The 26,776-nt window shown below is 33.7% G+C and carries 20 protein-coding genes; 15 read left to right on the forward strand and 5 right to left on the reverse strand.

Annotation, left to right across the window (positions count from 1 at the left end):
- Window positions 1-250: 250 nt before the first annotated feature.
- On the forward strand, window positions 251-733 hold the full coding sequence (locus tag YW9_RS0104625) for a TlpA family protein disulfide reductase (RefSeq protein WP_018279021.1): 483 nt from the start codon (window positions 251-253) through the stop codon (window positions 731-733).
- A 3-nt stretch (window positions 734-736) separates the two neighbouring features.
- Window positions 737-2,428, forward strand: coding sequence for a DUF6029 family protein (locus YW9_RS0104630; RefSeq protein ID WP_018279022.1), 1,692 nt, complete (start codon window positions 737-739; stop codon window positions 2,426-2,428).
- A gap of 65 nt (window positions 2,429-2,493) precedes the next feature.
- Here YW9_RS0104630 and YW9_RS0104635 read toward each other — a convergent pair whose 3' ends face one another.
- Complete coding sequence (locus YW9_RS0104635) at window positions 2,494-3,888, reverse strand: type III PLP-dependent enzyme domain-containing protein (protein WP_018279023.1); 1,395 nt, start codon at window positions 3,886-3,888, stop codon at window positions 2,494-2,496.
- 561 nt (window positions 3,889-4,449) lie between these two features.
- On the opposite strand from YW9_RS0104635, the gene YW9_RS0104645 reads away from it, so the two are divergent.
- The 7 genes from YW9_RS0104645 to YW9_RS0104675 all read left to right on the forward strand — a co-directional run bounded on the left by YW9_RS0104645 (window position 4,450) and on the right by YW9_RS0104675 (window position 13,153).
- On the forward strand, window positions 4,450-6,678 hold the full coding sequence (locus YW9_RS0104645; protein ID WP_018279025.1) for a patatin-like phospholipase family protein: 2,229 nt from the start codon (window positions 4,450-4,452) through the stop codon (window positions 6,676-6,678).
- Window positions 6,679-6,765: 87 nt separating this feature from the next.
- Entirely contained in the window at window positions 6,766-8,187 is a 1,422-nt protein-coding gene (locus YW9_RS0104650) for an L-serine ammonia-lyase (RefSeq protein WP_018279026.1), read from the forward strand.
- 20 nt (window positions 8,188-8,207) lie between these two features.
- Window positions 8,208-9,032 carry a dihydropteroate synthase gene (folP, locus tag YW9_RS0104655; RefSeq protein ID WP_026193817.1) on the forward strand — a complete coding sequence of 275 codons (825 nt, stop codon included), beginning with the start codon at window positions 8,208-8,210 and terminating at the stop codon, window positions 9,030-9,032.
- Window positions 9,029-9,610 carry a hypothetical protein gene (locus YW9_RS13045; RefSeq protein ID WP_018279028.1) on the forward strand — a complete coding sequence of 194 codons (582 nt, stop codon included), beginning with the start codon at window positions 9,029-9,031 and terminating at the stop codon, window positions 9,608-9,610. The genes folP and YW9_RS13045 overlap by 4 nt, the downstream gene beginning before the upstream one ends.
- Before the next feature lie 5 nt (window positions 9,611-9,615).
- Window positions 9,616-10,401: a diadenylate cyclase gene (locus tag YW9_RS0104665; RefSeq protein ID WP_018279029.1), complete on the forward strand. Its 786-nt coding sequence runs from the start codon at window positions 9,616-9,618 to the stop codon at window positions 10,399-10,401.
- An 8-nt stretch (window positions 10,402-10,409) separates the two neighbouring features.
- Window positions 10,410-11,687, forward strand: coding sequence for a DUF2851 family protein (locus YW9_RS0104670; RefSeq protein ID WP_018279030.1), 1,278 nt, complete (start codon window positions 10,410-10,412; stop codon window positions 11,685-11,687).
- Between the two features lie 125 nt (window positions 11,688-11,812).
- Window positions 11,813-13,153 (forward strand): TlpA family protein disulfide reductase, encoded by a 1,341-nt coding sequence (locus YW9_RS0104675; protein ID WP_026193818.1) that lies wholly within the window; start codon window positions 11,813-11,815, stop codon window positions 13,151-13,153.
- A 47-nt stretch (window positions 13,154-13,200) separates the two neighbouring features.
- Here the strand turns inward: YW9_RS0104675 and YW9_RS0104680 are convergent, their stop codons facing one another.
- Window positions 13,201-14,166, reverse strand: coding sequence for a Gfo/Idh/MocA family protein (locus YW9_RS0104680; protein ID WP_026193819.1), 966 nt, complete (start codon window positions 14,164-14,166; stop codon window positions 13,201-13,203).
- A gap of 141 nt (window positions 14,167-14,307) precedes the next feature.
- Between YW9_RS0104680 and YW9_RS0104685 the strand changes: the two genes are divergently transcribed.
- Both YW9_RS0104685 and YW9_RS0104690 read left to right on the forward strand, forming a co-directional pair.
- The gene (locus tag YW9_RS0104685; protein ID WP_018279033.1) at window positions 14,308-15,480 is read left to right on the forward strand and encodes a MalY/PatB family protein; all 1,173 of its coding nucleotides are present in this window, start codon (window positions 14,308-14,310) and stop codon (window positions 15,478-15,480) included.
- Window positions 15,481-15,582: 102 nt separating this feature from the next.
- Window positions 15,583-16,968 (forward strand): MATE family efflux transporter, encoded by a 1,386-nt coding sequence (locus tag YW9_RS0104690; RefSeq protein ID WP_018279034.1) that lies wholly within the window; start codon window positions 15,583-15,585, stop codon window positions 16,966-16,968.
- 63 nt (window positions 16,969-17,031) lie between these two features.
- Here YW9_RS0104690 and nagB read toward each other — a convergent pair whose 3' ends face one another.
- Window positions 17,032-18,975 carry a glucosamine-6-phosphate deaminase gene (gene nagB, locus YW9_RS0104695; protein ID WP_018279035.1) on the reverse strand — a complete coding sequence of 648 codons (1,944 nt, stop codon included), beginning with the start codon at window positions 18,973-18,975 and terminating at the stop codon, window positions 17,032-17,034.
- Between the two features lie 227 nt (window positions 18,976-19,202).
- Between nagB and YW9_RS0104700 the strand changes: the two genes are divergently transcribed.
- From YW9_RS0104700 to YW9_RS0104715, 4 genes are all read left to right on the forward strand, one after another.
- Window positions 19,203-20,348 carry an OmpA family protein gene (locus YW9_RS0104700; protein WP_018279036.1) on the forward strand — a complete coding sequence of 382 codons (1,146 nt, stop codon included), beginning with the start codon at window positions 19,203-19,205 and terminating at the stop codon, window positions 20,346-20,348.
- Between the two features lie 185 nt (window positions 20,349-20,533).
- Entirely contained in the window at window positions 20,534-21,412 is an 879-nt protein-coding gene (fabD, locus tag YW9_RS0104705; RefSeq protein ID WP_018279037.1) for an ACP S-malonyltransferase, read from the forward strand.
- Window positions 21,413-21,505: 93 nt separating this feature from the next.
- Window positions 21,506-22,405, forward strand: a complete 900-nt coding sequence (locus YW9_RS0104710) for an ABC transporter ATP-binding protein (RefSeq protein WP_018279038.1) — start codon at window positions 21,506-21,508, stop codon at window positions 22,403-22,405.
- Between the two features lie 5 nt (window positions 22,406-22,410).
- On the forward strand, window positions 22,411-23,235 hold the full coding sequence (locus YW9_RS0104715) for an ABC transporter permease (RefSeq protein WP_026193820.1): 825 nt from the start codon (window positions 22,411-22,413) through the stop codon (window positions 23,233-23,235).
- A 46-nt stretch (window positions 23,236-23,281) separates the two neighbouring features.
- Here YW9_RS0104715 and lipA read toward each other — a convergent pair whose 3' ends face one another.
- Window positions 23,282-24,166, reverse strand: a complete 885-nt coding sequence (gene lipA / locus YW9_RS0104720; RefSeq protein ID WP_018279040.1) for a lipoyl synthase — start codon at window positions 24,164-24,166, stop codon at window positions 23,282-23,284.
- A 59-nt stretch (window positions 24,167-24,225) separates the two neighbouring features.
- Window positions 24,226-26,655 carry a glycoside hydrolase family 95 protein gene (locus YW9_RS0104725; RefSeq protein ID WP_018279041.1) on the reverse strand — a complete coding sequence of 810 codons (2,430 nt, stop codon included), beginning with the start codon at window positions 26,653-26,655 and terminating at the stop codon, window positions 24,226-24,228.
- Window positions 26,656-26,776: the final 121 nt, after the last annotated feature.

A 26,776-nucleotide genomic window follows, 5' to 3' on the forward strand; every position in this document is an offset into this window, starting at 1 on the left:
TGCTCAGTAGATTCTCCTCTTCTTTCTGTCTCACCCAAAGAATCATCAGATTTACTACAAGAAATCACAAAAAAAGATGCCAAAATGGCAATCAAGCTAAATGTAAAAATTTTCTTCATTGTATATAATATTTAAATGCGGGGCAAAGGTAGTTAAAAAAATATAAAAAATGTAACCTTTTTCAATTTTTACTTTTATCTTTGCACAACTTTTTCAAAATAACGAACCTTTTTTACAATAATTATAAATAATGAAATTTTTAACTACACTCACAGTCGTGCTTTTTAGCACTTTTTGTTTCGCACAAGCGTCACTACCCAACGTACAACTGAAAGATTTACAAGGCAAAGCAGTAAACCTTTCCGATTACAATTCTAAAGAAAATCCTATCATTGTTAGCTTTTGGGCTACGTGGTGTGCTCCGTGCATCAAAGAACTAAAAACATTCAGTAAACACTACAAACAATGGCAGGACGAGTTCGGTACGGAACTAATCGCCGTTTCCACAGACGATGCCAAAACCAAAAACCGAGTAAAATCGCAAGTAAAAGGAGCGGGTTGGCAATACACCATTCTTATGGACGATAACCACGAGCTGAAAAGGGCCTTGAATGTTGCCAATATTCCTTACACACTTATCTTACACAAAGGCAAAGTGGTATATGTACACTCGGGTTATACGCCTGGTATTGAGACTGAAATCTACAAGAAATTACAATCTTTATCCAAATAAACTATGCGTAAATTTTTACTAACTTCAGGAGTTTGTTTGATTTCGGCAGTAGGTTTTTCACAACTTCGCGTCGGTTTTGAATCGAACTCACAATGTTACATTGATGACAACAAAATAAAATTAGATACTGAGGAAGCCAAACATCGATTCCGTTCTAATAATTATCTGAAAATTGACTATCGCGTCAAAAATTTTGAATTTGGAATACAGGGCGAGTCGTACGCACCAAAAGCATTATTGCAATACAATCCGCAACTAAAAGATTATCATATTGGTACAGCTTTCGCCCGTTATAACAATACGCAAAAAGGTATCGACATTACAGTTGGGCATTTTTATGAGCAATTTGGCAGTGGTTTGGCTCTTCGTTTGTGGGAAGACCGTGCTTTGGGCATCAATAACGCTCTTTTTGGCGGACGAATCAAATGGAATTTACAGGACATTTTTCAGTTGAAAGTTCTTGGGGGAAGACAACGTATCGGTATGGGATTTGACTTTTCCAAAGGATTTGTTTTAGGAAGCGATGCCGAATTAGACATTAGTCAACTACTTAAAAAAGAAGATTATACACTCAAAATTGGAGGTTCATTCACAATGCGAAATGAAGACATTACCAAAGAACAGCCTCTGTCTAAAAAAAACACTTCTGTTTTTGGTTTTCGAACCGATTACAGCGGAGAAAAATTCAATTTCAGTGGAGAATACTTGTACAAAACCAAAGACATTCATTTTGAACAGGAGCAATTCTTTCCTAAAGTCAATCGACCAGGTAATGCCTTGTTAATCAATATGGGATATAACAATAATGATAACATAGCTTTTAATATAAACCTTCGTCGTTTGGAGAATTTCAGATTTTTCTCACAACGAAATATCGCTGATAACATCTACAATTATGGTGTAATCAACTACATACCAGCCCTGACTAAGCAGTACGAACATAGTTTACAAAATATATATGTATATCAAGCTCAACCACAGATTGTTTACGATGGTTTTCCTAAAAAACAAGGAGAAATTGGAGGACAATTCGACCTATTTTATGAAGCCGAAGCAGGGTCTTTCTTAGGTGGAGCAACAGGAGCTAGTTTTGCTATAAATGGTTCGTATTGGGCGGGACTTAAAAACGACATAAAAACAACTACTCGTAAGGACAAATATGGTGTAGAAATAGAAGAAATAGAACTGAATACTCCGCTTATTGGTGTGGGAGAGAAATATTATCACGACCTTGCCATAGAATATCGAAAATCATTTACAGATAACTTTACGACTGTTTTTTCGTATTTGAATCAATATTATAGTAGTTTACCTATTGTTCAAAAGCCATACATTGTAAAAGCACATACGATTTCTGCGGAAGGAATGTATTTTTTATCTGACACACAATCCGTTCGGTTAGAAATGCAACATCAATGGGCTAACGAAGATTTGAAAAATTGGATAGGCAACACATTAGAATATATTCCTAATGCACGGTGGTCGTTTTTCGTGAGTGATTTGTACAATTATGGTAACGGCGAAAAGGACAAAAGAATCCATTATTACAATGTTGGTACTTCGTTCTCTTACAAAACCACTCGTGTAGCTTTAAGTTACGGAAGACAACGCGGTGGCATTTTGTGCGTGGGTGGAATCTGTCGTATCGTACCAGAAGCAGCTGGGCTGACACTTAATATTACTACAAATTTTTAGTATAAAATACATTTAAAAATAAAAAAGTGGAAGAATAATCTTCCACTTTTTTATTTTATGTACTTTTATTGGTATCCTAATATTTTCAGCATTTCTTCTACTTTTTGCTGTTCCATAAACAGATGCGTATTTATTTTTCCTTCTTCATCTTTATCAATCAAAATAATTTTTGGTTGCGGAATTAGGCAGTGTTGCAATCCTCCCACGCCTCCAATAGTATCCTGATAAGCTCCTGTATTGAAGAAACCAATATACAAAGGCTTGTTCTTATTATATTTAGGCAAGTAAATAGCGTTCATATTCTGCTCACTATTATAATAATCATCGCCATCACAGGTCAGTCCACCAAGCAATACTCGCTCATACTCATCATACCAGCGATTTATAGGAAGTAAAACAAATCTCTTGTTAATAGCCCAAGAATCAGGTAAAGTAGTAATGAAAGATGAGTTGATCATATTCCATTTTTCTCGGTCGTTTTGTTGCTTTTGGTACATAATTTCATAAATAGCACCACCTGCTTCTCCTACTGTAAAACTTCCAAATTCTGTAAAAATGTTAGGTACAGGCACTTTTTCTTGCTCACAAGCAATTTTTATTTGGCGGATAATTTCATCAACCATATAGGCATAATCGTATTCAAACGCCAATGAACTCTTTATCGGAAAACCTCCTCCTATGTTGAGACTATCTAATTCAGGAGCAACTTTTTTAAGCTGAATATACACTTTCAAACACTTCAAAAGCTCGTTCCAATAGTAAGCATTATCTTTTATTCCTGTATTGATAAAAAAGTGTAACATTTTAAGAGTCACTTTTTTATTATCTTTAATTTCTCTATTATAGAAAGGAACGATGTTTTTATAACCAATTCCCAATCGGCTGGTGTAAAACTCCGAACGCGGGTCTTCTTCCGATGCAATACGAATACCTATATTATATTGTCCTTCAATTTTCTTATCAAAAAGATTGATTTCCTCGTAGTTATCAATAATTGGCATACACTTATCAAACCCACGATTTACCAAATCTGCAATGCCATCAATATAACCATTACGTTTGAAACCATTGCAAATGATATAATTATCTTTTGTAATTCGTCCTTCTTTTATCAAATTATTGATAATATCTATATCAAAAGCCGATGAAGTTTCCAAATGAATATCATTTTTCAACGCTTCAACCATAACGTGCTTGAAATGAGAGCTTTTAGTACAATAACAATAATTGTAATTCCCTTTGTATCTGTGTTTTTTGATAGCTTTTTCAAACCAGCGTTTTGCTCGTTGGATATTTTCAGAAATTCTGGGAAGATACATAAATTTGAGTGGTGCACCATATTGGCGAACAAGTTCCATCAAATCAATATCGTGAAAGCGAAGCTCATCTCCTTCTAATCTGAATTCTTCTTGTGGAAAATAATAAGTTTGATCAATTAAGTCTATGTATTTGTTTTTCATTAGTTTAGTATGTAATTTGAAGAATAAAATAAATAATTGTTTTTCAATAACTTTTCTTAAGGAAATTTATTCCTTAAAGCAAACCTTGAAAAAACATTAAATACGTAAAGGAGACAAACCCTTAATTTGGATTCGACTTCGCTCTTTTTCAACCAAATCTGAATGAAAATAATTAAATGAGTAATCTACCTTAAACACAGTGTCAGATATGCTTATCTTTTCAATAAATACAACGTTCATTTTAAGCTATTATTCTATTGATTGTCAATTTCATACATAAAAATAGTGGTATCACGACACACACGAGGCAAAGTTAACTATTTTCTTCAAAAAAAAAAAGTTAAATTTTTTCGGATAAAGAAGAGAAAATACAAAAACACAAAGTTTTATGTTTTTCACTTCTTTATTACAATAAAAACTTGATACATAATTTTTGGTTTTAAGAAAGGAATAATAATTCAATAAATCGGAGCTCTTTCCTAACCTATATACTTTCTTTCGTTTTGAAAAATTTTGTTTTTGCATCTATTTTTTTGTACATTCGCACAAATCTTTAAAAAAATGAGAAAGCTTCTGTTTATATTACTTTTTTTCATTTGGAATTTTGCTTTATCACAAGATGTTAAACCCGAAAAAGACTTGAAAGTTGGGCTTGTTCTAAGCGGTGGTGGTGCTAAAGGTTTGGCTCACATTGGTGTTCTGAAAGTTTTGGAAGAAGCGGGTGTGCGTATCGATTACATTGGAGGGACGAGTATGGGAGCTATTGTTGGAGCAATGTACTCTGCTGGATATTCAGCACAAGAATTAGATTCCATATTTCAGCAGCTGGATTTCAAAAAACTACTACAAGACCAAACTTCTCGCAGAGCAAAATCCTTACACGAGAGATACTTACACGACAGATACGCTGTTGCTCTTCCTTTCAATAATTTCAAATTAGGATTTCCTCGTTCTGTTTCAAAAGGGCAAAATTTATATAACGAATTCGTTAAACTGTTGTATCCAGTCAGCGATATTCACGATTTTTCAAAGTTACCTATTCCCTTTCTGTGTATGGCTACAAACATAGAAACAGGAAAAGCAATGCAATTGGAAGGCGGTTTTCTACCCAAAGCCATTATGGCAAGTGGTGCCTTTCCTTCGTTATTTGACTTGGTAGAAATTGATGGAAACTTCCTAACAGATGGCGGTATTGTAAACAATTATCCCATTGAAGAAGTTAAAGCAAAAGGAATGGACATAATCATAGGGGTTGACGTACAAAGTCCTCTTTATACGAAAGAAGAATTGGCTTCTGTCTTTGGAATATTATCACAAATTAGTTCTTTCCCAATGGTAAATGATATGACCGAAAAATCACAAAAAACGGACATCTACATAAAACCGAACATACTGGGATTCAACGTTGTTTCTTTTGATAAAGGAAATACAATCATCAAAAATGGAGAAGTTGCTGGAAGACAATTTCTGGAAAGACTAAAAAAAATAGCTTCACTTCAGAAGAAAGAAAATTATACAAGAGAAAAAGTTGAAAAAATAGATTCTTTTTACTTAAAAGATATTCATTTTCACAGAAATAAACATTATTCACGAAGTTATTTGAGAGGAAAATTACACCTTAAGGAACTTGACAGAAAAATATCTTTCAATGAGCTTGAAGATGGAATATCTAACTTAATGGCGACCAGAAATTTTCATTCTATCAGTCATCAAATTCGGCATACATATGAAGGTGAACATATTGATTTTGTTATAAAAGAAAATCCCGAACGAACCTTTTTGAAATTTGGATTGCATTACGACAATTTATTCAAAACGGGCTTTTTGTTCAACTACACAAAGCATTATGCTCTGCAAACCGATGATTTTCTGTCGTTAGATGTAGTTTTAGGAGACAATTTCCGCTATCAATTTGATTATTTTGTAGATAAAGGTTTTTACATCAGTTATGGAATTCGGTCAAGGCTTAGTCAATTCAACAGAAAAATAAATCCCAGATTAATAGCTAATTATGATATTGAAGTTTCAAACATTAATAAGCTAAATGTTGATGCAATTGATTGGATTAATCAGCTTTATTTTCAGACACTTTTAGGCAATGGATTTGTTTTTGGATTAGGATTAGAACACCGAAAAGTCAAAATTGACACCGAAAACATATTTCATTCAGAGGTAAATAATAATCCTTCTTATCGTGAAAACTCGCACTTTGGAAGCACGTATGCTTATCTAAAGTATGATTCATACAACAATGCTTTTTTTCCAACAAAAGGTGTTTACTTTAATTCTGTTTTCAATCTTTATCTTTTAGGAACTGCCTATAAGAATTTCAATCAATTTTCAATGGGAAAAGCAGAATTAGGTTTTGCAATTCCTCTATTTCCAAAGATATCAACACGTTTGGATTTTGGAGGGGGCTTCACTCTTGGAGGAACGAATGTTTATTCTTTAGATTTCTTTTTTGGAGGATATAACAAAAATGCTTTCAGTAATTACATTCCTTTTTACGGATATGATTTTTTAAGTTTCGGTGAAAAGAATTACTTAAAAGCTGATATTACACTCGATATCAATCACTTCAAACAACACCACATACTACTTCACGCAAATTTTGCCAAAGTGGATAATAATCTTTTCGATAGTTTAAACTGGAAATCCTACCCTGATTTTTCTGGCTACGGAATTGGTTATAGCGTTGATAGCATTTTGGGACCTATCGAGTTAAAATGTACCTATTCTCCTGAAATTAATAAAGCCATTTGGTTTTTCAATGTAGGTTATTGGTTTTAAAATAGATAAAAATATTTGATGTTCTTTTGCTTTTCATTTTTCAATTTTAACATTATATTTGCCTCTTCGTAATAAACTTTAATTTGTATGGAATGTATCAGCGTTTTTGATATGTTAAAAATAGGTGTAGGTCCTTCAAGTTCACATACATTAGGTCCTTGGAGAGCTGCTGAAGCCTTTCTTAAAGAGCTAAAATCTGAAGGATTACTTACTAAAACCCAAAAAGTACGTGTCGATTTGTATGGCTCCCTTTCCCTAACAGGAAAAGGACACGCAACGGATTTGGCAGTAATGTTTGGGCTTAGTGGTGCTGACCCTGAGTACGTTCCTATTGAAAGTTTGGACGTAATTATAACGGCTATAAACAAAAATCAAGAAATTTGTTTAGGCAACGAGTTTATTATAAAATTCAACCCAACAGAAGATATTGTTTTTAATCGAAATTTCTTACCCTTCCACGCCAATGGCATTACTTTTACAGCTTGGGGAGATGATTTTGAATATAATTCTACTTTTTATTCTATTGGAGGAGGATTTATTGTCAAAGAAGATGAAAAAACACTTCCAAAAACATCTCCACAAACAAAAAAATTCCCTTTTCCAATTGAGAAAGCAACAGAATTACTAAATTATTGCCATAAAGAAGGTAAAAAAATATCCGAAATCGTCTATGAGAACGAAAAATCATTACGTTCAGAGGAAGAAATTGATAGTGAACTGCTCCGTATTTGGCATACAATGCTCGAATGCACATATATTGGTTGCCATACCGAAGGGGTGCTTCCAGGAGGGCTAAACGTTCGACGACGAGCTTACGATATTCACAAAAACTTAATCGGTGTAGTTACGTATAACAATCCCGAAAGTTGGCTAATTTCCATCAAAAAAACAGAAATCAAATTCCGTGAGATTCTAAAATGGGTAAACTGCTTTTCACTGGCTGTCAATGAAGTAAACGCTTCATTAGGACGTGTGGTTACAGCACCAACTAACGGAAGTGCAGGTGTAATTCCTGCTGTGCTTTTGTATTATTTAGTTATTGAAAATCACAATGCTACACAAGAAGATATAAAACGATTTTTACTGGTTGCGGGTGAAATTGGAAGCTTGTTCAAAAAAGGGGCTACAATTTCTGCTGCGATGGGAGGATGTCAAGCTGAAATTGGTGTATCTTCAGCAATGGCTGCAGCAGGGCTATGTGAGCTTATGGGAGGTTCGCCCGAGCAAGTACTTATCGCTGCCGAAATCGCTATGGAACATCATTTAGGACTTACCTGCGACCCTATTGGCGGATTGGTACAAGTTCCTTGTATTGAGCGAAATGCAATGGGAGCTATCAAAGCCATCAATGCCGCTGAATTGGCAATTGAAACCGACCCAAAAAATGCAAAAGTGCCTCTTGATAAAGTAATAAACACTATGTGGGAAACAGCTAAAGATATGAATTCCAAATACAAAGAAACCTCAGAAGGAGGCTTGGCTGTAGCTGTGAATATTGCAGATTGTTAATTTTTTTGATTTTTACAGAAATGTACATTAATTGTAATGGAGAATTAGTTTCACTAAAAACTCCCAAAGTGATGGGAATTCTTAACATAACTCCTGATTCTTTTTTTGAAAATAGTCGGGTTACTCAAACCGATGTATTAAATCGGGTAGAAGAAATGCTATCACAAGGAGCTGATTTTATTGATATTGGGGGATATAGCTCACGTCCCAATGCGAAGGAAGTATCAGTTGAAGAGGAACTAACGCGAGTAATTCCCATTGTGAAATCAATTACTAAAACTTTTCCGAAAATCAGACTTTCTGTTGATACGTTTCGTAGTGAAGTAGCTCGGCAGTCTTTACTTGAGGGAGCTTATATTATAAATGATATTTCCGGAGGAAATCTTGATAATCAAATGTTTGAAGTTATAGCAGAATTCCAAGTGCCTTACATAGCGATGCATATGATTGGAACGCCTCAAACGATGCAAAATCATACGAACTACACAAATATCATTACTGAGATGATTTATTATTTTTCTAAAATCAAAGCTAAAGCTCAAGGTTTTGGAATTAATGATATCATTATTGACCCAGGATTTGGTTTTTCCAAGACTTTAGACCAAAATTATGAGATACTCCAGAAATTAAACTTGTTCAAGGCTTTGGAACTTCCTATTTTAGTTGGAATTTCTCGCAAATCAATGTTATATAACCTTCTGGAAATTAATCAAGATAAAGCACTCAACGCAACTTCAATCGTAAATACAATTTCCTTAATGAAAGGAGCTAACATTTTGCGAGTACACGATGTAACAGAAGCCAAAGAATGCATCAAGATTTTTAATAAAACTTTCAACAAATGAAAAAAATTGCTCTTACCATATTCGTATTGCTACTGATTTCTTGCAACAAACGAGATGTTTGGCTACCACAAGTTAATCAATGCAATCTTATGACAGAAATCAACGATTATTCTGTAATTTACATCTTTTTTGATGAAACTACACAAAAAGCGGATTTGAACAAAAATAATTTAATTACTTCAACACATTGGGTTTTCAATATTGATAGACGTTTATCTCTTATTGAAGCAGGAAAAAACATCGTTGAGTTACAAGAAAAAAAAGATGCTCCTAACATTCATAAGAATCCTAATTCTCGAAATTTTTTCTCAGTGGCTGATATGGGAGATAAAAAACTGAAATTTCTTGAATTCACCAAAACAAATTTTTCATTATCAGAAGAAAAACAAAACACAAATAACATACTGAAAGAAAAAGATTTAAAAGATTTTTCGGAAAATATCAAAAATAAAAAAATGAATTTTCCTGATAGCATTTCGTTGAACGGAGATATTTCTTTTCAAAATTTTATTGTATTTTTACAGAAAATTCAAGATGAAGGCATCTTTTTCAAAAATATAATCATCATTAAAAAATAAATCCTTTGAAAATATTTGATATTCTAAATTTTACTATAGTAGATGTAATTGATATTCTTCTGGTTGCATTGTTGCTTTACTACGTTTACAAATTGGCTCGTGGTACGGTTGCTGTTAATATTTTTCTGGGAATTGTAATCATTTACCTCATTTGGAAAATTACTGAAGCCTTACAAATGCAGCTACTTAGTAGTATTTTAGGGCAGTTTATTGGCGTGGGTGTCTTTGCTCTGATTGTTGTTTTTCAGGAAGAAATACGAAAATTTTTACTTACTATTGGTTCTACAAACATCGCAGCCCGAAATAAATTCTTTAAAGTTTTCCAATCCTTAAAAGCTGCTAAAAACAAATCAAATTTAGATGTAAGGAAACTAATTTCCGTTTGTAAAAAATTGGGTTCCACAAACACAGGAGCGTTAATTGTACTGGAAAGAAACATTCCACTAAATTTTGTAAAGGAAACTGGTGATGATGTTAACATACAAGTTTCAGAACCTATCATTGAGAGTATTTTCTTCAAAAACAGCCCTTTACACGACGGAGCAATCGTAATTAGTGGCAATTACATCGTGGCAACACGTGTAATTTTGCCCGTTGCTGGAGAAAACAGACTTCCCAAACATTATGGATTACGACATCGAGCAGCAACTTCAATTTCGGAAAAAACGGACGCAAGTGCTATCGTGGTTTCGGAAGAAACTGGAAAAATCTCATATATCAAAAATGGTAATTTTGTTAGTTTTAAAACTGATGAAGAACTCATCAGTATAATCGAAAGAGACCTGAATTAGCGTTTTTTATGAAAGAAGATTTCTTGCAATATCTTTGGAAATACGGAAAAATCCAGCAAAATTCTATTCTTACTTCAGGAGAAACCCTATTTATTCAATCAATTGGTGAACATAATCTTCTTTCGGGTCCTGATTTTTTCAATGCACAGCTAAAAATTGGAGAACAATTATGGGCTGGAAATGTAGAAATACACTTAAAATCATCACATTGGTATGCTCATCGTCACGAACAAAATAAAGCCTACAACAATGTAATTTTACACGTGGTTTGGGAACACGATGTGGAAGTCTTTAACAACAATCAACAAATAATTCCAACTTTAGAGCTTAAAAATCAAGTTGATACAGAAATTCTGAATTCTTATAAAAAACTTCTATTTTCGAAACATAACTTCATTAGTTGTGAAAAATATTATTCAAAGGCAGAAAATATGGTTTCTTCCTCTTGGAACAATTTTCTGTTTAAAGAACGTCTAAAACAAAAATCGGATTATGTTGAAAGTCTCCTTAAACAAACCAAATCGGATTGGGAAAAAGTACTTTTTTTGATGCTTCTGAAAAATTTTGGAGGAACTGTAAATGGAGAAATTTTTCTTGAAATGGGAAAAACAATTGATTTTTCAATCATTCGAAAGGAAAGAAATATTCCTCTACATTTGGAGGCATTATTTTTTGGTCAGGCTAACTTATTATCAGAAAATTATGAAGATTTTTATTACAAAGGTTTACACAAAGAATATCAATATCTAAAAAATAAGTACAACTTAAATTCTTTAGTAACAAACGTATATTTCTCAAGATTAAGACCTCAAGGATTTCCTACCATCAGACTTTCACAACTAGCACAATTATACGAAAAAACAGAAAATTTATTCTCAAAAATCATTGAAATTCAAGAAATAAAAGATTTACGAGAGATTTTCTCGATTACCACTTCCAAATTTTGGGAAAATCATTACACTTTTGGCAAAACTTCTCCAAAAACTAAGAAGAAGATTTCTAACTCACTAATAGAGCTAATTTGGATAAATACAATCATTCCTATTAAGTACCTATATTACAAATCATTAAATAAAGATATTACTCCAATATTAGCAAAAAGTTTACATAGTATTTCTCCAGAAAAAAATGTTATTATTGAAAAATTCGAAAAGTTAGGAAAACTCTCAGAATCAGCATTTGACACTCAAGTTATATTACAGCAATACAAAAATTATTGTCAACACAAACAATGTTTAAATTGTGCAATTGGTACCTTTTTATTGAGAGATGAACTGAAAAACTAATTATCTTCAATCTCTTATAAACAATTTGTTAATAAATTATTTTTATAAAATCCGTAACTCTTTCCATATTATAACAAAAAATTATCGTATCTTCGCCTGAAATTTAGATACAATATATCGTTTTTATGAAGAAATTATTTATTCTATCGCTTGCGGCAATGAGTTTTGTTGCTTGTGAAAAAAAAGAAAGTAACATCATTATCTCTGGGAAAATCAAAAACCATAATGGAGGTAATTTTCACTTAATGGGAGGAAGCATCGAAAAGGATTTAAAAGTTAATCCTGATGGTAGTTTTACTGATACTCTCAGCAAATCAAACTATTACACAATTTTCAATGATGCTGGATTTTATGTTCCTCTATATTTGGAGCAAGGTGACAGACTGAACATTGAAGTTGACCTTTCGCAAATGCCAGCCAATGTTAAACTTTCAGGAAAAGATACCATTGCGAGTGTTTACTTACGGGAAAAAGCAAAACTTGATGAGGAAATTCAAACAGAATTTTCTAAGTTGTTCTCAAAAAACGTTGAAGAATTTAAACCTTCTTTAGCAGAAGTCAAAGATAAGTATTCCAGCCTATTAAATAATCAAAAAGGATTATCAAATAATTTTGTTTCAACAGAAAAAAAATCTATCGAATATTTTGATTTGCATTTAAAATCTGTTTATTCTCGAATTCACGAAAATTTGACAGGAAATAAAGTAACAAATCCTGCTGAATTTGAACAAGAAGTTGCAAAGGTAGATTACGACAATGCTGAAGATTTTGAACTTTATTCTGCATATTCAAGATTGTTAACAGATAATTTCTACTCAAAACTTGGCTTAGAAAACCCAAATTGGAGTAATATGGTTGATTATGTTCGTGGTTTGAAATCCGAAAACATTAAAAGTCACCTTTCTGAACTTTTATCACAAGGACTATCAGCAGGAAATTCTCCTGAACTTAATGAAAAAATCTTGAACGTTATTAAAGATTTTGCAAAAAAAGAAGATTTAGTAAAAGATGCTGAAGCAAGAATTTCTCTTTTCCAAAATATTGCTCCTGGAAAAACTTCTCCTTCTTTTAGCTTTGAAAATTTTGCAGGAGGAAAAACTTCTCTTGAAGCTCTAAAAGGAAAAGTAGTTTATATTGATGTTTGGGCTACTTGGTGTGTTCCTTGTTTGAACGAAATTCCTGCTCTTCAGGAGCTTGAAAAAGAATACCACGGTAAAGATGTTGCTTTTGTTAGTATTTCAATCGACCAAAACAAACAAAAATGGATTGATTACCAAACATCTCAAAAACTTTCTGGAATTCAGCTGTATGCTGAGTCTGAAGCAGAAAGAGCTTTTTCTGATGCGTATGGAATTAAATCTATTCCACGTTTTATTTTGATTGACAAAAATGGAAATATCATCAATGCTGATGCTCCAAGACCTTCTAATCCTTCAATTAAAGAACTAATAAACAAAAACTTATAAAACAAAAAAGGCTATCTTTTAGATAGCCTTTTTATTTTTTTGTACTCTTATAATTTTTCTGTAATTTGTTTAGCTATTCGTAATGCTTCTGTACCTTGTTCAAGTGTAACAATAGGTGTGGTATTGTTAATTATAGCATCTGCGAACTGCTCCAACTCGTCTAAAATTGCATTATTTGCACTTATTTCAGGATTCTCAAAGTAAATTTGTTTTTTCTGACCTTCTGCATTTTGCAAAATCATATCAAAATCACCTGGATTTTCAGGAGCGTCTTTCATTCGAACTACTTCCACTTTTTTATATAAGAAATCAACTGAAATATAAGCATCTTTCTGAAAAAATCGTGATTTTCTCATATTTTTCAGCGAAATTCTACTTGCTGTTAAGTTTGCCACACAACCATTTTCAAATTCAATCCGTGCATTAGCAATATCAGGTGACTGACTGATAACCAAAGCTCCACTTGCAGAAATATGTTTGACTTTTGATTTTACTACACTCAAAATCACGTCTATATCGTGAATCATTAAGTCCAATACTACAGGAACATCTGTTCCCCTTGGATTAAATTCTGCCAGTCGATGAGCCTCAATGAACATTGGGTTAGTAATCGTCTCTCTCACAGCAAGAAATGCAGGATTGAAACGCTCCACGTGCCCCACTTGTCCTTTTACATTGTATTTTTTAGCCAAAGTGATAATCTTCTCAGCCTCTTCAATTGTGTTAGCTATGGGCTTTTCTATGAATATGTGTTTCCCTTTTAAAATAATTTTTTCGGCACAATCAAAATGATTTAAAGTTGGAGTAACAACATCAACCACATCACAAACTGAGACGAGTTCTTCTATGGAATCAAAAATCTGATAATCAAATTCTTGACTTACTTTTTTTGCATTCTCCTGATCGGAATCATAAAATCCTATCAGCTCATATTTTTCTGATTGTTTTAGCAAACGCAAATGAATTTTTCCTAAATGCCCTGCACCTAAAACTCCTACTTTTAGTTTCATTATTTTTCTATTTTTGTAGGCACAAAGATACGAAAAATCACAGAAATCTTAAAATTAAATTATTTTCAAAAAAGTATTGTTTCGTAGCTTTATTTTTGTACCTTTGGGAGTTATTTACGACAATCAACAGCTTTATTATATTTTATGATATACAATTTTGATCAAATTAATGACCGTAGTAAGAGTGATGCTCTCAAATTAGAAGCCCTTGAATCCCGTTGGGGAAGAACCGACTTACTCCCTATGTGGATTGCTGATATGGATTTCAAAACGCCTCCTTTCATTATTGATGCATTGAAAAAGCGTATGGAATGTGAAATCTTCGGATACACAGCAAAGCCAAAAGCTTGGTATGACTCCATTGTAAATTGGCAAAAACGTCGTTTTGATTGGGAAATTACACCCGAAATGATTTCCTTTTCACCTGGGGTGGTTCCTGCTTTAGCTATGGCGGTTCAAGCTTTTACCAATAAAGGAGATAAGGTTTTAATACAACAACCTGTCTATCAACCTTTTTCTCTCGTAATTGAAAACAATGATCGAGTTATAGTAAATAGTCCTCTTGAACTTGTTGATGAAAAATATCAAATCAATTTTGATAAATTAGAAGAAGACATCAAAGGTTGTAAATTATTCTTATTCTGCCACCCACACAACCCTGGAGGACGTGTTTGGACACGGGAAGAACTTGAAAGAGTAGCACATATCTGTCATAAAAACAATGTCATACTTGTTTCTGATGAAATTCACGCCGACCTTACGCTTCCCCCTCACAAGCATATTCCTTTTGCTAATGTGAGTGAAGAAGCACGAATGAATACAATTATGTTTGGTTCTCCAAGCAAAGCCTTTAATTTAGCTGGTTTTTCAACCTCATATGCAGTCATCGAAAATCCTGAACTACGCAAAAAGTTTCAGAGTTACGTGGAGGGAAATATGCTTGGAGATGGAAATGTATTTGCTTTTCAGACAGTTATAGCGGCATATACTGAAGGAGAAGAATGGTTAAAGCAATTATTAGCTTACATACAAGGAAATATTAACTTTCTTGTAGATTATATACAGAAAAACATTCCTAAGCTTAAAACAATCGTTCCTGAGGCTTCCTATTTGGTATTTTTAGATTTCCGAGCATTGAATTTATGTCACGAAAGTATTGTTAACTTATGTACGGAAAAGGCTTTTCTTGCCCTGAATGACGGTGCTATGTATGGAAAAGAAGGACAAGGTTTTATGCGTATTAATTTGGCTTGTCCCAGAAGTGTAATTGAAAAGGCATTAAATCAACTCAAAAAAGCTGTTGACGATTGTGCGTAACGCTTTACTATACAATACATATGAAAGCCAAAGACGTAAAAATCTTTGGCTTTTTTAATCCTTAAAAAATAATTTATCTTTGTCCCTTAAACTATTTTATTTGTGATTTTAAAAAAGCTTTCAAACTATACAACAGAATTCAAAAGTAACTTCAAAATTGCTTATCCAGTCATTTTTGGAATGTTAGGTCACGCCTTTGTAGGATTTATTGACAACATTATGGTAGGAAAAGTAGGTGTTACAGAACTTGCTGCTGTGGCATTGGGAAATAGTGCTGTTTTCATAGCAATGTCATTCGCAATAGGTTTTTCTACTGCACTTACCCCTCTGATAGCAAAAGCTGATGGAGAAAAAAATAACAAAGAAGCAAAAACTTATTTAAAACACGGAATAGTCCTAAATGTGATTTTATCACTGATTCTTTTTTTGTTATTGTTATTCGCAAAACCGCTAATGTACTTAACAGGACAACCCGAAAACGTGATAAAACTCGCCATTCCTTATACAAATTTGATTGCCTTTTCACTAATTCCTCTCGGATTTTATGTTGCATTGAAGCAATTTGCTGATGGTTTATCTCTTACAAAGCAATCAATGTATGTGACTCTGATAGGAAATGTCATTAACGTGGTTCTCAATTATTTATTTATATACGGAAGCTTCGGATTTCCAAAATTGGGAATTATTGGGGCAGGAGTTGGCACTTTAGTTTCTCGTTTTGTAATGCCCGTTCTTTTATGGTGGATGTTAAAAAACTTAAGCCAGACTCGAGATATGGTTACGCATTTCAATTGGCGTATTTTTGAAATGTCAAAATTCAAAAAAATAACTGCTTTGGGGATTCCATCAGGCTTACAAATGATTTTTGAAGTAGGAATTTTCACTACTGCCATCTGGATGAGTGGAATTTTAGGAGAAAATCATCTGTCTTCTAATCAAATAGCTCTAAACTTGGCTACGATGACTTTTATGGTCGCAAACGGACTGGGAGTAACAGCGATGATTCGGGTGGGAAATCAGTTAGGTACAAGAAATTATCTGAATTTAAGACGAATTGGACTATCTGTTTTTCTATTAGTACTTTTCACACAATCTTTCTTCGCAATTTTGTTAGCAATTTTCAGATTTTGGCTACCTTCTTTATATTTGGATATGAATGATTTTAGTAAATTAGATAGTAATATTTTAGTCATTGCTGAGGCTGCTCAGTTATTACTCATTGCGGCTATTTTTCAAATATCTGACGGACTACAAGTTACCGCTTTGGGAGCTTTAAGAGGTGTTCAAGATGTGAAAGCACCAATGTACATCACTTTCATTGCTTACTGGATTGTAAGTTTTCCTATTTCCTACTTTTTAGGGCTTAAAACTGAATTAGGGACAATGGGAATTTGGATAGGACTTCTTGTAGGACTTACTGTTGCTGCTGTTTGGCTTTTGTGGCGTTTTAATTTGATTTCCAAAAGATTAATTATTCAAAGTAATTAAAAAAAGAAAAGTTGAGAAATATTTCTCAACTTTTCTTTTTGTATATTTATTATTCACGATAGATTAGAAAATCCATCTTTTAAAAGCTTCAATTGCAGCATAATCTGCCATACCTAAATCTCTGTATCGCTTAGCTGTTTCGCTGTTTCGTGCTTCTGCTCGTTGCCAGAATTCTCGCAAATCATCTCCTTGGAACATAACTCCATCTTTTTGAGATTGATGGAAGAAAATAGCCTGACGTTTTTTCAGTACCTGCGCAGGGCTCATAGGTACAGCCATCTCAATTTCGTGGATATCCCACTCGTGCCAAGCTCCACGATATAACCAAAGCCAACAATCTTTCATATAATCTTTTGATTTCATTCGTTTTAACGCTTCAAAGATGGCATCTAAACAAACTTTATGCGTTCCGTGTGGGTCTGCAAGGTCACCAGCTGCATAAATCTGATGTGGTTTCACTTTTTCAATCAAATCCATAATAATCTGAATATCAGCTTCCCCTAAAGGACTTTTTTTGATAGCCCCTGTTTCATAGAAAGGCATATTTAGGAAATGAACTTGATTATCAGGAACTCCCTCGTAACGTGTTGCTGCCAACGATTCGTGACGACGAATGTTTCCTTTCAACATACGCACTGGTAAAGTATCTGTCTCGTTAGATTTTTTGTTATTAAGTGCATCTATTATTTCTTGAACAACTTTCACATCTCCTCCATTTTCTTTTACCACATCTTTGAACACTTCTGCAAATTTCAGAGCTTCGTGGTCAGAAACAGCAATATTTCCTGAAGTTTGATAAGCAATATGTACTTCGTGACCTTGTGATACAAGCCGGTCAAAAGTTCCTCCCATTGAAATCACATCATCATCAGGGTGTGGACTGAAAATGATAACACGTTTTTTATGAGGATATTCACGTTCCGGACGATGCGAATCATCTGCATTTGGTTTTCCTCCTGGCCATCCTGTAATTGTGTGCTGTAATCTGTTAAACATTGCAATATTCAAATCGTAAGCAGGTCCTGATTCAGCTAACAATTTTGACATACCATTTTCGTTATAATCCTTATCGGTAAGTTTCAAAATTGTTTTTCCAAGATGCTCACATAGCCAAACAATAGCTTTGGCTTTTAAATCTTCATCCCAATCACAATCTGTTACTAACCAAGGAGTTTTGATACGTGTAAGTTGTGCAGAAGCCTCCGTGTCCATTACAAATGTAGCACTATCGTGTTCTTGCAAGTATGTCGCAGGAACTTCAGAGGAGATTTCTCCTTCAATAGCTCGTTTTACAATACTAGCCTTATTACTTCCCCAAGCTAATAACACAATTCTTCGAGCTTTCATAACCGTTCTTACTCCCATCGTAATAGCCTGTTCTGGAACGTTCGCTATTCCGTGGAAAGCTCCTGAGGCATCAGCTCGTGTAATATGGTCTAAAGTGATGATACGAGTTCCAGAATTTCGGTGTGAACCTGGCTCATTAAAGCCTATATGCCCAGTTCTACCAATTCCTAAAAGTTGGAAATCTATTCCCCCACATTCCTTGATTTTTTTATCATAATTCAAACAATATTCCACCAACTCTTCTCTTGGAACCATTCCGTCTGGAATATTGATATTTTCCTTTGGAATATCAATATGGTTAAATAAATGTTCGTGCATAAAATACCAATAACTTTGTACGTCATCCTTTTTCATAGGATAATATTCGTCTAAGTTAAAAGTAATCACATTTTTAAAGCTAAGTCCTTCCTCCTTGTGTAAACGTACTAATTCATCATATACTTTAATTGGAGACGACCCTGTAGCCAACCCTAGCACACACGTTTTTCCTTCTGCTTGTTTGCTTCTAATCAAATCTGCTATTTCGTGAGCAACAGCAATAGATGCTTCCACCGAATCAGAAAAGATAACATTATGGATTTTTTCAAAACGTGTGTCTTCGAACAATCCCGCTGGTTGATGCTGAATAGATTGTCCATTTTTTTGGATAGTTGTACTCATCTTTATTTTTTTTGGTTGTATTTATCTTGTCTTAAAACGAGGTCAAAGGTACGAAATTATTTACAGATACGAGCAAAAAAAGCAAGATTTTATTTTTGAAAAATTAGGTAAGAAAGCAGCTAAAAGTTCAATTTAAAACCCTTTTTGAATAAATTATTCTTATTTTTCTTTTTTCGTAATTATTTTTTTGTATATTTGCAAAAATATTTAATTGTAATAATTTATTTATGAAAAAAATTATTTTATCTGCAATGGCAATCGGAGTTGCTTTCATTGCTTCTGCACAAGAAAAAGGACTTAGCCAAAGTAAATTTTTTGACAATTGGCAAATAGGAACAAATGTAGGTGGCTATTTACCTACTAAAGGTTATGATTTGATTGAAGATGTACGTTTCAATTTTGGGGCTGAATTAAGCAAACAAATCTCTCCTGTATTCCGATTGGGTTTTGATGCAAATGCTTACCTAAACGGAAACTGGCACGGAAGAAACCCTCTTGTTATTGAACACACAAACGTAGCTGTTATTGGGGCACTTAACTTGAACAATCTCTTCGCTGGTTACAAAGGGGAACCTCGTAAATTTGAAATTGAAGCTTTTGCAGGACCAGGGTGGATGCATCATTTTGTTAAAGGAGACAATAACAACTTCAACTCTATGACAACCAAATTTGGAGCTAACTTTATGTACAATTTTGGAGCTAATAAAGCTTGGGCTGTTAAATTAACTCCTTCTATTCTTTATTTAATAGATACGCCAAGTTCTGATGCAGCTAATAGCCTTAATATCAATAGCTCTTTATCACAAGTTAACGTAGGGATTGTATATCGTTTTAAAGGAAGTAATGGTGCTCATCACTTGACTACGATTGAAGGCAGAAACCAAGCTGAAATTGATCAATTAAACAAAAATATCAGCAGTTTGCAAAATCAAGTAAGTAACAAAGAAAGTGAAATAAGCAGTGCTCAACAACGCATCTCTCAACTTGAAAGAGAATTGGAAGAGGCTAAAAACCAAAAACCTGAAGTACAAACAGTTACAAAAACAAAACAAACTTTGGAGTCTGTTGTTACTTTTGGAGTAGGAAAATCAACAGTTGATGCTTCTCAATTACCTAATGTTGAGCGTATTGCAACTTATCTTAAAAAGTATCCTAATAGCCGTGTAGTTATCAAAGGATTTGCTTCTCCAGAAGGAAATGAAGAGAAAAACATAGCATTGGCTAACGCTCGTGCAGAATCTGTTAAAAAAGTCCTTATTGCTCGTTACAAAATTGATGCTAATCGTATTGTAGCTCAAGGAAACGGAATTGGCGATATGTTCTCAGAACCTGAATGGAACAGAGTAAGTATCGCTACTATAGAAGGAAAATAACATTCTTCTATTCAAAATAAAAAAAGCCATCGTATACGATACGATGGCTTTTTTCTTATCCTTATTTTAATAATTATTTTATTACAAAAAACTCAAAAAAATATTTTTTAAAAATTATTTCACACAAAATTTGTATTTCATAAATTTTTAAAATAGGTTTGTAAAAATTAAAATTTAACTGAATTATGAAAGCATATATTTTTCCTGGTCAGGGGGCACAATTTGTAGGAATGGGACGCAATTTGTTCGAAAATTCAAATAAGGCAAAAGATTTATTCGAACAGGCAAATCAGATTTTAGGATTTTCCATTACAGAAATTATGTTCAATGGCACTGATGAAGATTTAAAACAAACAAAAGTTACACAACCCGCTATTTTCCTTCACTCAGTAATTTTGAGTAAAGTTTTGGGAGAATCCTTTCAACCCAAAATGGTTGCGGGACATTCATTAGGCGAATTTTCGGCATTAGTTGCCAATCAAACGCTTTCTTTTGAAGACGGGCTTCAATTGGTTTACAAAAGGGCAATGGCTATGCAAAAAGCCTGTGAATTACAACCAGGAACAATGGCTGCAGTTTTAGGTTTGGAAGATACTGTTGTTGAAGATATTTGCAAAAAAATTGATGGAATTGTCACTCCTGCAAACTACAATTGCCCAGGTCAGTTGGTAATTTCTGGAGAACTTGGTGCTGTTGAAAAAGCTTGTGAAGCGATGAAAAATGCAGGAGCCAAACGAGCATTAATCTTACCCGTGGGTGGTGCTTTTCATTCCGTTTTGATGAAACCAGCGGAAGAAGAATTGGCAAAAGCTATTGAAAACACACATTTCAATAAGCCTATATGCCCTATATATCAGAATGTTACCACGACGGCAGTTAATGACCCTGATGAAATCAAGAGAAATTTAATCAACCAGCTTACGGCTCCAGTGAAATGGACACAAAGTGTACAACAAATGATTCAAGATGGAGCTTCGGAATTTATAGAAGTTGGTCCTGGAAAGGTATTACAAGGTTTAGTTAAGAAAATTAATAAGGAAGCAATTGTAAGTTCAGCAGAGTAATTTGATTATCAACATAATTCAAAGTTAAGGTGATTAAAAATAAATTACTTTAACTTTGACTTTTTCAAATCCTTTTTTTCATCAACTATAAATATGGAAACAATTTTAGAAGTAAGTAATTTATCAAAAAATTTTGGAGGATTCAGAGCGGTGGATAATATTTCGTTCAGAATTGAAAAAGGCAATGTTTATGGGCTACTAGGACCAAACGGAAGCGGAAAATCAACCACTTTAGGAATGATTCTCAATGTTGTAAACGTAACTTCTGGAACTTACCAATGGTTCAACGGGAATGTTTCTAATCAACAGGCTCTTAAAAGAATAGGTGCAATTATTGAACGTCCAAATTTCTACCCATATATGTCAGCTTACGAAAATTTAAAATTGGTTTGTAAAATCAAAGAAATTTCTACTGACAAAATTGACAATAAATTAAAACTTGTAGGCTTATGGGAATATAAAGATCGTAAATTCAGAGCTTTTTCATTAGGAATGAAACAACGTTTGGCAATAGCTTCTGCTTTGCTTAACGACCCCGAAATACTAATTCTGGACGAACCCACCAACGGTCTCGACCCACAGGGAATACATAAAATCAGAGAATTAATACAATATATTGCATCACAAGGAGTTACTGTACTTCTGGCTTCACATTTACTGGACGAAGTTGAAAAAGTATGTTCACACGTAATTGTTTTACGGCAAGGAAAAATGCTCTATAATGGACGTGTTGATGAAATCATAAATAATAATGGTTTTATTGAATTATCTTCTCAAAATAACGAAGAATTACTTCTTTTTTTAAGAAACAATCCTAATTTCAGTAAAGTTATTTTAGAAAATAACATTGTCAAAGTTTTTCCGAATACTGATTTAAGTACTGCAGAATTAAACAAATTACTTTTTGACAAAGGTTTTCTACTTTCACATTTAGTAAGAAAAAAAGAAAGCCTTGAAAATCAATTCTTAAAGTTAACCAACAACCTAAATTAAACATTATGTTACGATTATTACAAATTGAACTTATTAAAATCTGGAATAACAAAAGTAGCCGATTTTTAATGTTTTCTTATTTTGGGTTACTAATGTTTCTTTTTTTGTTTTCAATGGTGAAAATTGATTTCGGTGGTTTTGAATTTCATCTAGCAAAGCAAGGAATTTTTGACTTTCCATATATCTGGCATTTCAACACATATGTTGCCGATTACTTCAAATTATTTTTGGCGATTGTTATCGTGTCGATGATTGCCAATGAATATAGCAATAAAACACTGAAACAAAACCTCATAGATGGATTAAGCAAAAAAGAATTTGTTCTTTCAAAATTTCTTACTACAGTCCTATTCGCTTTAGTTTCAACCGCTATGGTTTTTATTATTTCGATGATTTTAGGACTTATATATTCAAGTTTTGATGAAATAGGAATTATTTTCTCACAAATGGAATTTCTTCCTGCTTATTTTCTGAAATTAGTTGGTTTCTTTAGTATTTGTCTATTTTTTGCAGTATTAACGAAAAAATCTGCATTTTCTTTAGGTTTTTTGGTGCTTTGGAGTATTGTAGAAACCATCATTTCTGGTATTTCTTCGTATAATGATGGTAAATTAGATTTTCTTGTTCGTTTGCTTCCGTTAAAGTCTATGGGTAGCCTCATCAAAGAGCCTTTTACTAGAATGTCAGGAGTGAGAACAGCAGCAAATCAGGTTGGTGTGGAGTTAAATGCAGAATATGGGGTCAGCTTAACAGATATTACGATAACTTCCGTTTGGATTATTATTTTTATTTATTTTTCATATTATTTGATAAAAAGAAGAGATTTATAAGAAAAAGAGACGTAAATATGTAGATTTTACGTCTCTTTTTTTTATTTTATAAAATATGTTTATGAGCTCTGTAAGATGAACGAACCAAAGCACCACTTTCAACGTGTCGGAAACCTAACGACTCCCCTATTTCTTTATATTTGGCAAATTGTTCTGGCGTAACAAACTGCTTAACAGGCAAATGTCTTTTAGATGGTTGTAAATACTGACCAATAGTAAGCACATCTAAGTTTACCGCTTTCAAATCGTGAAGTGTTTCTATAACTTCTTCCTCCGTTTCACCAAGTCCGAGCATTATCCCTGACTTTGTGCGTTTTGCCCCATTTTCTTTCAAATATTTCAAAACTCCTAAACTTCGGTCATACTTTGCTTGAATGCGAACTTCTCTTGTCAAGCGACGAACAGTTTCCATATTATGTGAAATTACTTCTGGAGAAACTTTCAGGATACGATCTAAATGCCTTTCTATCCCTTGAAAATCAGGAATAAGTGTCTCTAAAGTAGTTTCAGGATTCATTCGGCGAATGGCACTCACCGTTTCAGCCCATATTATGCTTCCCATATCTTTCAAATCATCACGATCAACCGAAGTTATCACAGCGTGTTTAATGTTCATAAGTTTGATGGAACGAGCCACTTTTTCAGGTTCTTCCCAATCCAAACCCTCAGGACGTCCTGTTTTCACTCCACAAAATCCACAGGAACGCGTACAAATATTCCCTAAAATCATAAACGTAGCCGTACCCTCTCCCCAACATTCGCCCATATTTGGACAACTTCCCGAGGTACAAATTGTATGGAGATTATATTTATCAACTACATTTCTAAGCTCTGTATATTTCTTCCCAGTTGGTAATTTTACACGAATCCATTTTGGTTTGCCTTTCGGAGGAAAAACATTTTTCTCCATTGTAGCATTTTCAATACTCATAATCTATATTGCTTGTAAATGATCCCCAAAGGTACAGCTTTTTTCTGAAATAGCAATATCTATTTAACTATGTATTTAGCCCCTTTTATTGTCCTAAACTCAACTTCTCTATCTTTCTTTTGTTTTTTAACAACACATTTCCCAGCACGATAAATACTCTTTCCTGCAGGAAGAAATACTTTACACTTATGTCCATTTAAGGAAATTATTTCTGCTTGTGTTAGAGAATGATTTTTCCATAAGAAACTCACTTCAAATCCATTACGAGCTTTCATTCCTTTCATTTCTCCATCTTTCCAATCAGGATGTGTAGGTAATGCTGGTAAAAAACGGATTGTATTATTTTTTCCGTGACTTTGTAATAACATTTCGGCAATTCCAGCAACTCCTCCAAAATTACCATCTATTTGGAATGGCGGATGTGCACAGAATAAATTCGGATATGTTCCACCAAGTTGACCACTATTTACCTCAGGGCTAACTGGTTTTAGTAATTGTCTTATCAGCATAAGAGCGTGGTTACCATCTTGCAATCTTGCCCAAAAGTTGATTTTCCAAGCTCTTGACCAACCGGTTCCCCCATCTCCTCGCATTTGTAACGTTTTTTGTGCTGCTTTGGCAAGTTCTGGCGTATCCCAAGGTGTAATTTCATCATAAGGATACAATCCGTATAAATGTGAAACATGACGATGTGTAGGTTCTGCATCATCCCAATCATCAAGCCATTCGTTCAAATCTCCATTTTTACCAATAGTGTTCGGAGCTGTATTTTGTATAATATCAATCCAAGATTTATGTTTGTCTTTATCAACATTTAATATCTTGGATGACTTCAACACATTGGAAAACAACTCTCTAATAATTTGCATATCCATAGTTGGTCCCATACAGGTAAAGCCTGTCTGCTTTTTACCATCTTGCATTTCAGGTAATATGTAGGCATTTTCAGGAGAATTCGAGGGAGCCGTCACCCAATATCCCGTTTTAGTATCTTTAATTAGAATGTCTTCAAAAAATTGTGCTGCTCCTTTCAAAACAGGATAATATTCTTTCAGAAAATCAATATCTTGCGTAAACTTGTAATGTTCCCAGATATGTTCGCAAAGCCAAGCTCCTCCCGTAAGAGTCGATCCCCAACTTGCTCCCTCACCAGGAGAAGTAAAAAACCAAGGATTGCTAACCACGTGAGCTACCCACCCATTAGCATTATAATACGCCTTTGCCGTCTTCTCTCCATTAGGAATCAAATTTTTTGTAAAGCGATGTAATGGTTCAGTTAAATCAGATAAATTTGTGGATTCTGCCAACCAATAATTCATTTGCACATTGATATTCAAATGATAATCCCCATTCCAAGGAGTTTGGTATTCTTCTGCCCACAAACCTTGTAAATTAGCAGGTAACAATCCTTTTCGGGACGAAGAAATTAGTAAATATCTACCAAAATTGTAATACAAAACAGGTAGTAAAGCATCTTTTTTCCCTTTATGAAATCTTTCCAAACGTTGTAAAGTAGTCAGTCCTTCTAAATTCGCATTATTAGGCATTGTCCAACGATTGCGATTGAATATTTTTTGATATTCTTTTTGGCTTTCTATCAAAGATTGATTAAAATTTCTTGTTGATTTGTCAAGATATCCTTTTGTTTTAGCCAAAATATCTTCATTGACGAGTTTACCTTCTTCATTATTATAATTAGTTGAGGCGCTTATTCTTAAAACAATTTCTTTAGCAGCTACAACTCCTATATGTGAAGTTTTTGTCTGTAAAATTCCGTCAGCATACACCTCAACAATAGCTCCAAATTCCATTCCTTTTTCTTCCTCATTAGGAAGCACCCCTTTCATAACTATCTTATCATCTTTGTAATAAATGGAAGCATTTTCCTTTCTAAAAAGAGAAATATCCAAATCCAAAGGCTCTGTTGCTGAAAATTTAATCCACACTAAATCATTAACAAAATCAGCAAAAGCCTCTTGCTGAATTTTATTGCCTTCCCGCTCGAAAGAAGTTCTGGCAATTGCTTTTTCTACATCAAGGACACGCTTGTAATTTGTTGTAGGAGCTTCTGATTTCCAATCAATTTTAAGCTCTCCTAAAATTTGATAACAACCATAGTGGCAATTTGCTCCTCTGCCGAAACAAGTTCCCTTTCCTTTAGCAACAAAATGTTTTTGTAATATTTGTTGAGCTTCCAGATTTTTACCTTTTAAGAGTAAATCTTGAATTTCCTTCAAGTAAGAATGTGCCTGAGGATTATCACCTTCTTGAGCACCTCCTGACCAAAGTGAAATTTCATTCAACACAATTTTCTCAATGTCAGTTCTACCAAAAATCATAGCTCCCAGCCGTCCATTTCCTATAGGTAGACTTTCTGTGAAATAATCTGCTGGTTTATCAAATACGACAGAAACGTCCTGATTTTGAGCTTTTATCCCTAATGTAAAACAGCTCAGCAACAATAAAATAAGTAAGGTTGGTTTGTTCATAGAAAAAATAATTTTAAAACTTTTTATAATCTATTTTCAATAAAACTATCAAGTATTTATCAAGCAAAAATCCTAAGAAAATTATTTCTTAGGATCTTAAAAAGTAACATATATGGCTATG

Source organism: Capnocytophaga cynodegmi DSM 19736, from assembly GCF_000379185.1.
In the GTDB taxonomy this organism is placed as follows: domain Bacteria; phylum Bacteroidota; class Bacteroidia; order Flavobacteriales; family Flavobacteriaceae; genus Capnocytophaga; species Capnocytophaga cynodegmi.